General features: G+C 36.8%; 9 protein-coding genes and 1 pseudogene. 1 reads left to right on the top strand and 9 read right to left on the bottom strand.

The features are described from left to right. Positions 1 to 83 precede the first annotated feature (83 nt). Positions 84 to 566, top strand: a complete 483-nt coding sequence (locus tag ACQV18_RS05700; RefSeq protein ID WP_428892688.1) for a JAB domain-containing protein — start codon at positions 84 to 86, stop codon at positions 564 to 566. A gap of 534 nt (positions 567 to 1,100) precedes the next feature. On the opposite strand, the pseudogene ACQV18_RS05695 reads toward ACQV18_RS05700, so the two are convergent. From ACQV18_RS05695 to mutM, 9 genes and pseudogenes are all read right to left on the bottom strand, one after another. Continuing rightward, a pseudogene (locus ACQV18_RS05695) lies at positions 1,101 to 1,636 on the bottom strand (ABC transporter ATP-binding protein). 21 nt (positions 1,637 to 1,657) lie between these two features. After that, positions 1,658 to 1,906: an FtsX-like permease family protein gene (locus ACQV18_RS05690; RefSeq protein WP_428892687.1), complete on the bottom strand. Its 249-nt coding sequence runs from the start codon at positions 1,904 to 1,906 to the stop codon at positions 1,658 to 1,660. Positions 1,907 to 2,059: 153 nt separating this feature from the next. Continuing rightward, positions 2,060 to 4,000 (bottom strand): threonine--tRNA ligase, encoded by a 1,941-nt coding sequence (gene thrS / locus ACQV18_RS05685; protein ID WP_428892686.1) that lies wholly within the window; start codon positions 3,998 to 4,000, stop codon positions 2,060 to 2,062. Between the two features lie 330 nt (positions 4,001 to 4,330). Then, positions 4,331 to 4,528, bottom strand: coding sequence for a hypothetical protein (locus tag ACQV18_RS05680; protein ID WP_428873625.1), 198 nt, complete (start codon positions 4,526 to 4,528; stop codon positions 4,331 to 4,333). A gap of 25 nt (positions 4,529 to 4,553) precedes the next feature. Beyond that, entirely contained in the window at positions 4,554 to 5,483 is a 930-nt protein-coding gene (dnaI, locus tag ACQV18_RS05675; RefSeq protein WP_428873624.1) for a primosomal protein DnaI, read from the bottom strand. A gap of 1 nt (position 5,484) precedes the next feature. Next, complete coding sequence (locus ACQV18_RS05670; protein WP_428876503.1) at positions 5,485 to 7,020, bottom strand: DnaD domain protein; 1,536 nt, start codon at positions 7,018 to 7,020, stop codon at positions 5,485 to 5,487. Next, positions 7,004 to 7,495, bottom strand: coding sequence for a transcriptional regulator NrdR (nrdR, locus tag ACQV18_RS05665; protein WP_428873622.1), 492 nt, complete (start codon positions 7,493 to 7,495; stop codon positions 7,004 to 7,006). The genes ACQV18_RS05670 and nrdR overlap by 17 nt, the downstream gene beginning before the upstream one ends. 49 nt (positions 7,496 to 7,544) lie before the next feature. Then, positions 7,545 to 8,138, bottom strand: coding sequence for a dephospho-CoA kinase (gene coaE / locus ACQV18_RS05660; protein ID WP_428873621.1), 594 nt, complete (start codon positions 8,136 to 8,138; stop codon positions 7,545 to 7,547). A gap of 37 nt (positions 8,139 to 8,175) precedes the next feature. After that, the gene (mutM, locus tag ACQV18_RS05655) at positions 8,176 to 9,027 is read right to left on the bottom strand and encodes a DNA-formamidopyrimidine glycosylase (protein WP_428892685.1); all 852 of its coding nucleotides are present in this window, start codon (positions 9,025 to 9,027) and stop codon (positions 8,176 to 8,178) included. Between the last annotated feature and the right edge of the window lie 102 nt (positions 9,028 to 9,129).

Raw genomic sequence — 9,129 nt, 5'->3', positions numbered from 1 at the left:
ATAAGCATGCCCATTTAGAAGCACCTTGTGTAACATATGTTTGACAACTCTAGAGGTTTCTTACTATAGGTGTTGCATTTGATTTGACAATTCGTCATTTCAAAAAAATTACTAAAACAGATAAGTTCAAGTTGGAAGTCATCAAAGGGACAATCACCGCATACGCTACCACTGTACTCAAGGGACAGACCGTCACTAACCCCGCAGATGTGACTAAATATCTGAATTTATATTGTAAGGAAACTAAAAAAGAAAAGCCGGTCGCTTTATTCTTAGACTCGAAGAATAAAGTTCGAGGGGTGCAAGAGATTTTTATTGACAATGTCAATTCGACCATCCTTAGCCCCGCAGAAATTCTTCACGAGGTGCTTAAGTACCCAACCTCCCATCTTATCCTATCTTACAATTACCCCAGTGGCGACCCCGCCCCTTCGCAAACAGTTATACAAAGTACTAAACGCTTGAGTGAAGTTTGTCGACTCATGGGAGTAGAACTACTTGATCATTTAGTTGTTGGTGACGATCAATCTTGTTCAATTCGTTCGGACTACCCCGAATTATTTTAAGAGGTGGGAGCCAAGCGCCCTCTCTTAAAGCTAAGCGCGCTGAATGCAATTGCACCGTTAAGCACAGCAATTGCGTAAGAGTATAAGAGTTCAAGGTGTTTTTGCGGTATTTTTATTAAAATTCAACCTCTCGAGCACCAAAAAACAAACCTTTGAGGGTTTAAGTGAGGCGCTCATAAACCTTTATATTATGCAATCCCTTTGAAATAATGGGGCACAATTTCAAAGCTAAGAAACAGTGAGTGGGGCGAGACGGGACAGTTTTTACTTCATAAGTCCCACTCGAATTGATTCGATTAAAGCTGTTTTTTATAACGAATGTCAAATCATCTAACTACAAAATATAATACCTTAGCTTCGCTAAGCTCTCCGACTGTAGACAAAGCCTTGTAAATCACTAGCTTTTAGTGATTTACAAGGCTTTGTCATGTATAAAAAAAGAAAGTGGGTGATTTCTATGATGTCAGTCAATGCCGATAGTAAAACTTTTGAAGCACGTAATCAGATCGCTTTTCATGCCCTTGAAGATCTCCTTTAAAAAGGAAATCTGCTTTTTAAATATTCATTGCTATCGGCTTCTTCTAATTTTCCATCTATCATTTTAAAAAATCGGTCACATTTAGATATTAGCCGTGTGTCATGCGTCACCATAATTGTTGCTTATGCTATTTCCTTAGTCATTTTTGCTAAGAGATCCACTACCTCGAAAGCACGTTCACTATCTAAACTAGCCGTCGGTTCATCAGCTAAGCGGAATTGATCTTTAACTTTTAAAAAGGAATAAGATTCGAGGCTTGTAAAATTAAACCTATTTTATCAAAGCGGCGTTTAGTACGTTCTTTATCACTTAAAGCGGAAAAATCTTCTTCTTTTAAGTATACTTGACCTTTTGAAGGACTTTGGAGCCCTCCAATAATCGATAATAAAGTACTTTTACCAGAACCAGATGGGCCAATTATGGCCACAAATTCGCCTGGTTCAATCACAAAATTAGTCTGTTTCAAAGCTTGAATTGTTTTGTCACCATCTTTAAAACTTTTTTCAATATTTTTAATTTCTATGGCTTTCACGTTTATCTCCTAAGATATCGCTTAACTTGGATCAATGCGTACAATTTGTCTAACTGAAAGCAATCCACCTAAAACCGCAAAGACAATCATTAAGATCATTGTAATTCCAATTAATTCCCATGAAAAAGCAAAAGTTCCTTTTGCTGGTAAATAAAGGGCTGTTAAAAGAGTAAATATCAAACCGAGCGTGGCTCCTATAACCGTCATTAGTAAAGTTTGGTAGACGACTGAGCTACCGATAAAGAAGCTTGAAATACCCTGTGCCTTCATGACACCTATACAAGACTGCTATGATCATTGCTAATAACTGCCGCCTTATTAGAAAATGATTTTTGTGAATTAAAAAAAACACTTAGTCTCAAATTTGCCTTTAAGTAGTTAATAAAGACAATTTGGGCGATAAGTGTTTAGAATTATAATTTTTTATTTTTTCGATTTATTATTAATATCCGCTAAAATCATTGCAATGAAATCTTCAACCGAAACTGATTCTGAATTTTCTTGACCGTAACGACGAACATTCACATTACCAGATTCAACTTCTTTGTCCCCAATTACTAATTGGTAAGGAACTTTAGAAGTTTGAGCTGAACGAATCTTATAGCCAAGTTTTTCATTACGCAAGTCCATTTCAACGCGAACACCAACATTTCTCAAAGCATGATAGATTTCTTCTACTTTTTCACCATGGGCTGCGAGATTAACTGGTAAAAGAACAACTTGAACTGGAGCTAACCAAGTAGGGAAGGATCCCTTGTACTCTTCAATTAAGTAGGCAACGAATCGTTCCATAGTTGAAACTACACCACGGTGGATAACAACCGGACGATGGTCATTTTGACCATCCTCACCTACATAAGTTAGGTCAAAGCGTTCTGGAAGTAGGAAGTCTAATTGTACTGTGGACATGGTTTCTTCTAAGCCAATAGCTGTTTTGAATTGAACATCTAACTTAGGCCCATAGAAAGCTGCTTCCCCTTCCGCTTCAAAGTAATCCAATTCTAATTCATCCATAGCTTCTTTAAGCATAGCTTGGGCTTTTTCCCACATCTCATCATCATCAAAGTATTTCTTAGTATCCTCAGGATCACGGTATGATAAACGATAACGATAATCTGTAATGCCAAAGTCCTCATATACCTCAGAAATCAACTGTAACACACGCTTAAATTCCTCTTTAATTTGGTCAGGACGAACGAAAATATGCGCATCATTAAGTGTCATTTCACGAACACGCTGCAAGCCTGATAAAGCACCTGATTTTTCATAACGATGCATCATCCCTAATTCTGCAATTCGAATAGGTAGTTCACGATAGGAATGAATATCATCTTTATAAATCATCATATGGTGTGGACAGTTCATCGGTCTTAGAACAAGCATCTCACCGTCACCCATATCCATAGGCGGGAACATATCATCTTGATAATGATCCCAGTGTCCCGAGGTCTTATAAAGATCCGTCTTGGCCATGATTGGAGTGTAAACATGTTGATAACCCAATGAAATTTCCTTATCAGTAATATAGCGTTCGATGGTACGACGGATAGTTGCTCCATTAGGTAGCCAGAAAGGTAAACCTGATCCCGCTTCCGGACTAATCATGAATATGTTCAATTCTTTACCTAATTTACGGTGGTCGCGCTCCTTAGCCTCTTCACGTAATCTTAAGAATTCATCTAGATCTTCTTGTTTAAAGAATGCTGTTCCATAAACCCTTTGCATCATCTTATTATCAGAATTGCCACGCCAATAAGCTCCAGCGAGTGACAAGAGTTTAAAAGTCTTAATCTTACCAGTTGAAGGCACATGAATTCCACGACATAAATCAGTAAAATCTTCTTGCATATAGACGGTGATAATTTCGTCTTCAGGTAAATCATTGATTAACTCTTGCTTGTAAGGATCATCCTTAAAAATCTCTAAAGCCTCTTGACGCGATACTACTCGCCGTTCAATTGGATAATTGGCTGAAATAATTTTTTTCATTTCCTTTTCAATTTTTGGCAATTCTTCTTCGGTAATTGGATCTGGTTTGTCAGTATCATAATAGAATCCTGAATCAATGGCAGGTCCTACACCAAAGTGAATACCTGGATACAAACGAGTCATAGCATGAGCCATTAAGTGAGCGGTTGAGTGACGCATAATTTGTAAAGCTTCGTCACTTTTATTAGTGATAATCTCAATTGACCCATCCTTTTCAATTGGTCGATTATGGTCAATAATCTCTCCTTCAAATTTACCTGCTAAGGTTGCTTTAGCTAAAGAACGAGAGATAGATTCTGCTACTTGCATGGGTGTGATGCCTGATTGATATTCTCTTACAGCACCATCTGGTAATGTTAAATGAATTGTTGACATATAAGATTCCTCCTCCGTACTACTGAAACTTAAAACAAAACGTCCCATTGGCTATTACTAACCAATGGGACGTGTATTCGACGTGGTTCCACCCAAGTTCATTATCTTTTATAAGATAATCTCATAGAGTTAACGCCTCCGACGTCTCGACTTACCACTCATGCTTGGGTCGAGCATTCAAGAAGGGGTAAAGCTAATTATCATTAAGGTCTTCCAGCAAACGACCTCTCTCTTGAAATGAGGGAATTAAACTTCGTGACTTCTCATTAATTTCTTATCTTGAGTTAAATTCATTAAACCATCAATCTTAAAAAAATGCAAGAATTAGTTTCATAATTGCATTAATCTGCCAATGCCAGTCAAATTAGCTAAAATCCCTAAAAACATAGGAAATAATAAAACAGTTTGCTTTTCCACAAAGAAATACAACCCTGCCACCGTTATTTGAATAATCAGTGCAATAGCAAGGACTAGCAATATAAACCTTTGCTCTTTTTTAAAATCTGTTGATTTGAATCCATCTCTCATACATCGATTTCCTCTCTTTAATAAATTAACGGTTAGATAAGCGGCGATTTTCTCCCGTCAATTGCCATTCCTTAGTTAAAAATTTAATTCTTTCCATGATTCTTGCCGCTTTCGTCACGTCGGAAGCATTACGACTAGAAGCTAAATGAACTTCTAACTCTGCCATTGTGAAGTTGGAAGTGAAAAATGTTGGTAAGGATTCCTTCATCCGATGTTCGAGTATAACCCCTAATAAATCATCTCTTAACCAAGCTGAATTCGATTCCGCCCCAATATCATCAATAATTAGAACTGTTTTCTTCTTAATTTGCTCTAACATCATAAATAATTGATTGTCTTGCCCAATCACAGCCTTCATTTCCATCGTAAAGGTTGGGTAATGAATCATCGATACTTGATAACCCAAACTGGCTAGAGCATTGGCTAAGGCCCCTAATAAATAGGTCTTTCCAACACCAAACGGTCCAGCGATATACATACCTCTGGCTTGACGAATATTCACTTTAATCTCTTCAATAAAAGTTGTGACAGCTTCCATCAACACTAAACGTTGCGGACTGGTTAAGTCGTAATCTTCAAGCCTTGCTTTTTGAACATCTAGAGCCATCATCCGATTATCAATTAAAGCAGCTGTTTTTCTTTGGGCCTGTTGATGTAAATAACTTTGAGTGGGCACATAGGTAACATCTATATAGTTATAGTTGATAAAAAGTTCCGGTGTAAAACCAGGGTTTTGCCCTTCTTTACCTGCTGCCATGGCTTCTTTTTCCATCCGATACTCGTTGAGTTTGGATAGAGAATTCATGATCATTTCTAGTGAAATTTTGTCCTGATTAGCATTGATAAAATCCTTAATAGCAGGATAATTGAGAAGCACTTTTGTCATTTCTTGACTTGAAGCAGATTGGGGTGTTTGATTTTCAAAATCTTTCATCAGCTGTTTGATGGATTGCATCTTAATCTTCCCCCTTATTTAATAAGTTCTCTAGTCGTTTGCGAATTTCTTCTTCTTTTAATTGTGACGAAGGTTTTGCGCCTTTGTCTATAGAGTCATCATCTATCTCCTTTGACAATGCGTTCTTACCATTTGTCTCAACTGGTTTACTGCTAGCGTTTTCTTGAGAAGTGGCTTTTGGATTTTGTTGTTCCTTCAACCAACTAGGCACCAACTCTTGATATTTTTTTTTGTTAGTCCAATTGTTCTTTGATGATTGTGCTTTTTGCTTGTCTTTAATTTTACTTTGTTTCTCTTTAAAGAGTCTCTGCTTATGTAAGAACTCCAAGGCCTCTGCAGGATTGGATAGTCCCACTTGTTGCCACTCATTAGCCAATCGATTCGATCTTCCTTTTTCAAAATTGGCGTGCCCTTCCATAACGATTAAATAATAAACTAAAAAGTTCAAGACAGCTTGTGGCAGACGTGATTTCTCAATTAGTTCTTTTAAATAATAATGTTCAGAACTCGTCGCAAATCCGCCTGCTTCTTCTTTAATTTGATTTAAAAATTCACTTGGATTCATTTGCTGACAGATAAGTATAATTTCAATTTCTTGATCGGTAAAGCTTGGATAGTTCGTTCTTAAATCATTTTTCAAATTAGCAAGTTCTTCGTGACTTGCTTTGACTGACTGGTCGACTAATTGATCATAATATTCGCGTTTCTTAAAATACTGATATTTTGCTGCATAAGTTCTTAACAATTCAAGATCAATTTGTTGTGTGACTGGACTTTGAGCGAGTTTAACAACTTGCGCCATAGCTTCCTCATCCAGTTCATAAAACTGACTTAAGCTAGCTATTTGATTCAAGACAGCTTGGCTTATCAATTCTTTAGCAACTTGTTTACTGGCTAGTATCTGATAAAAGAAAGATAAATCAAATCTATCTTGAAAGTTGTCTTCATCAAGCTCAAAATTTGAGTATTGGTCTTGGAATTGTATGCCTTCGGTCGCTTCAAATAATTCACTACGACGAAAGTTTTCGCTTTTAGCATTGATAACCTCAGCGAAAGGTAAGGTGATTTCGCTTAATGCTGTCTGCCCTAGGTCTTCTTTTTTCCACAGACGAATCAAGCCATAATAAGACTCATCACCTATTTGATTAAAAAGAGCTAATGATAATTGGGGATGTTTAAAAAAATGTTCCACTGACAAAGGCATTTGCATTTCATAGAAAATAGTTTGCCGTGTATAGTCATCATGTGACTTTTCATCTCGATAAGTCCTTATAAGATTCACAGCTTCTAAATGAATGCGTGCTTGATTGAAATCCCCTATACCCATATTAAGAACAGGTAATAATCGAGAGTGCATCGTCCGATAGGTCCAATTAAGTTTTTCTCTCGGTTGGTGGGCCAAAGTTAAATATAAACTGACTGCATCGGCCCCAATAATCGGTTGATAAAGTTGAGTTAAACATTGAAGTTGCTGAAATGATAAAGGAAGGCCTAATTTGACTTGATAAGGTTGATAAGGATTAATCTGTAAGACCATGGTCCTCTTGCTCCGATGATTTTGATTGTAGCGTTAGGGCTTCAAGTTCTTTAATAAACATTTCACGTGATTGGAATTCACGGTATACCGAAGCAAAACGAATATAGGCCACTTCATCTAATTCCATTAATAAAGGCATTACAAATTCACCGATATCTTTACTAGCAATTTCTTGTTCACAAATTTCTCGAATTTTATTTTCAACGTGACCGACCACTTCTTCCATTTGCTCACGACTAATCGGTCGTTTTTCTGCCGCTCTAACAATACCACGCAAGAGTTTATCACGATTAAACTCTTCACGTGTTCCATCACGTTTAACTACTAATAAAGGTGTTCTCTCAATACGTTCATAAGTATTAAAACGAAAACCACAAGTCATACACTCTCTTCTACGTCGGATAGATGCACCATCTTCTGCGGGTCGGGAATCAATTACTTTGGATTGTTGCTGATGACACTTTGGACATTCCATCAAAGCTCCCCCTTTCTATATAAATATATTAAAGTAATTCCTAATTCTATTATAGCTTATTTAATAAGTCTTGTAATGCTTGATTAACTTGTTCAGCAACTGTCTCTTTGTCAAACTCAGTATCAATGACAAAATCAGCTTGCTCAATTTTTTCGATAGTGGGGATTTGACTAGAAATTTTTCTTTGAGCCATTTCTAGATCGATTTGATCTCTTTGAGTCAAGCGTTCTAATTGCTTATGATAAGGCGCATAGATCACCCACACCTGATCAAAGAAAGCTTGCCAACCCACTTCATATAACAAGGGCACTTCAACGAATACCAATGGTTCAGATAACGTTTTAATTTGACGTCTTAGCTCTTCAAGAATCAAAGGGTGTAAAATTTGATTAAGGGCTTCTAAAGCTTGAGAATCATTGAAGACTATTGCCGATAAAAGTGGACGGTTTAAATGACCTGAGCCCAATAGGATTTTTTCAGAAAATCTTTCAACCAGTCTATTTAATCCCTTACTACCAGGCTTAACTACTTTCCTTGCAATTAGATCCGTATCAATAACTGGATAGTTTAAATTTTTAATTATTTGAGCCACGGTTGATTTACCGGTTGCTATTCCTCCTGTTAATGCTATCAAAAACGTCATACTATACCTCCTGTTTAGTCGATCATGTTTGTTTTTACTAAGTAAAATATCTCTGACACCTTGGACAGTAATGTGTGCCTCGTTGAGCCAACTGAGTTTTTTCTACGGTAGTACCACAACGAAAACAAGGCTGTCCCTTGCGCCCATACACTTGCAATTGTTGTTGAAATTCTCCTGCTTGTCCTAAACTGTTGCGGTAAGTTCGAACGGATGAGCCTCCTGCCTTGACCGCTTCATCAATCACCTCAATGATTGATTGATGTAGATCTTGCATATTACTTAGTGGAACAGACCTGGCCAAACTAGCTGGATGGATTCCTGCTCTAAATAAGGATTCATCAACATAAATATTTCCTAAACCTGCCACTGTTTTTTGATCTAAGAGAACAGGTTTAATCATACGATTAATTTTGGATAGGTCTTTTTGAAAACTTGCTAAATCAAACTCATTTTCTGTGGGTTCTGGACCTAAGTCCTTGGCGAGAAAATAATTTTCTAGCTCATTTTTCGCTATTACTTCAATCCGACCAAACTTTCTAACGTCATGATAGTTCAATAAAGTTCTATCAGTGAACATAAATTCGACATGAGTGTGCTTATCTTTTTGATAGGATGTCAATTGATCTTGAGGAGTGTATTGATATTTACCTTCCATTCGCAAATGCGAAATCATAACCTTATCGCTAAGAATAAATATTAAATATTTTCCTCTTCGTTTGACTTCAATGATTTGTTGGTCGATTAACTGATTAGCAAACAATTTTACTTCTTCAGCATTTTCAGCCCCTACTATTCTAGGCCAATAAACATTTATTTTTTTTATGGTCTTTCCTTGAACCAACTGATTCAATCCAATCATGACAGCATTTACTTCTGGTAATTCTGGCATTTAACCCACTCCTAAACTGAAATCTATTTTTATTTTATCATGAAAGAAGAACTTTGTCGGTTATGTCGAATAGTAAAGATGATATCGTCTTATTTTAAAAAC

This window comes from Facklamia sp. P9177, from assembly GCF_050409585.1.
Taxonomy (GTDB): domain Bacteria; phylum Bacillota; class Bacilli; order Lactobacillales; family Aerococcaceae; genus Facklamia.
Note: the sequence above shows the minus strand (reverse complement) of the source record. Positions and strands in the feature narration are given on the sequence as shown.

Bases quoted from the DNA above. Each gene is read 5' to 3' on its own strand.
- thrS (WP_428892686.1), bottom strand. From the start codon at position 4,000: ATGTCAACAATTCATTTAACATTACCAGATGGTGCTGTAAGAGAATAT.
- nrdR (WP_428873622.1), bottom strand. From the start codon at position 7,495: ATGGAATGTCCAAAGTGTCATCAGCAACAATCCAAAGTAATTGATTCC.
- dnaI (WP_428873624.1), bottom strand. From the start codon at position 5,483: ATGCAATCCATCAAACAGCTGATGAAAGATTTTGAAAATCAAACACCC.
- coaE (WP_428873621.1), bottom strand. From the start codon at position 8,138: ATGACGTTTTTGATAGCATTAACAGGAGGAATAGCAACCGGTAAATCA.
- ACQV18_RS05680 (WP_428873625.1), bottom strand. From the start codon at position 4,528: ATGAGAGATGGATTCAAATCAACAGATTTTAAAAAAGAGCAAAGGTTT.
- ACQV18_RS05690 (WP_428892687.1), bottom strand. From the start codon at position 1,906: ATGAAGGCACAGGGTATTTCAAGCTTCTTTATCGGTAGCTCAGTCGTC.
- ACQV18_RS05670 (WP_428876503.1), bottom strand. From the start codon at position 7,020: ATGGTCTTACAGATTAATCCTTATCAACCTTATCAAGTCAAATTAGGC.
- mutM (WP_428892685.1), bottom strand. From the start codon at position 9,027: ATGCCAGAATTACCAGAAGTAAATGCTGTCATGATTGGATTGAATCAG.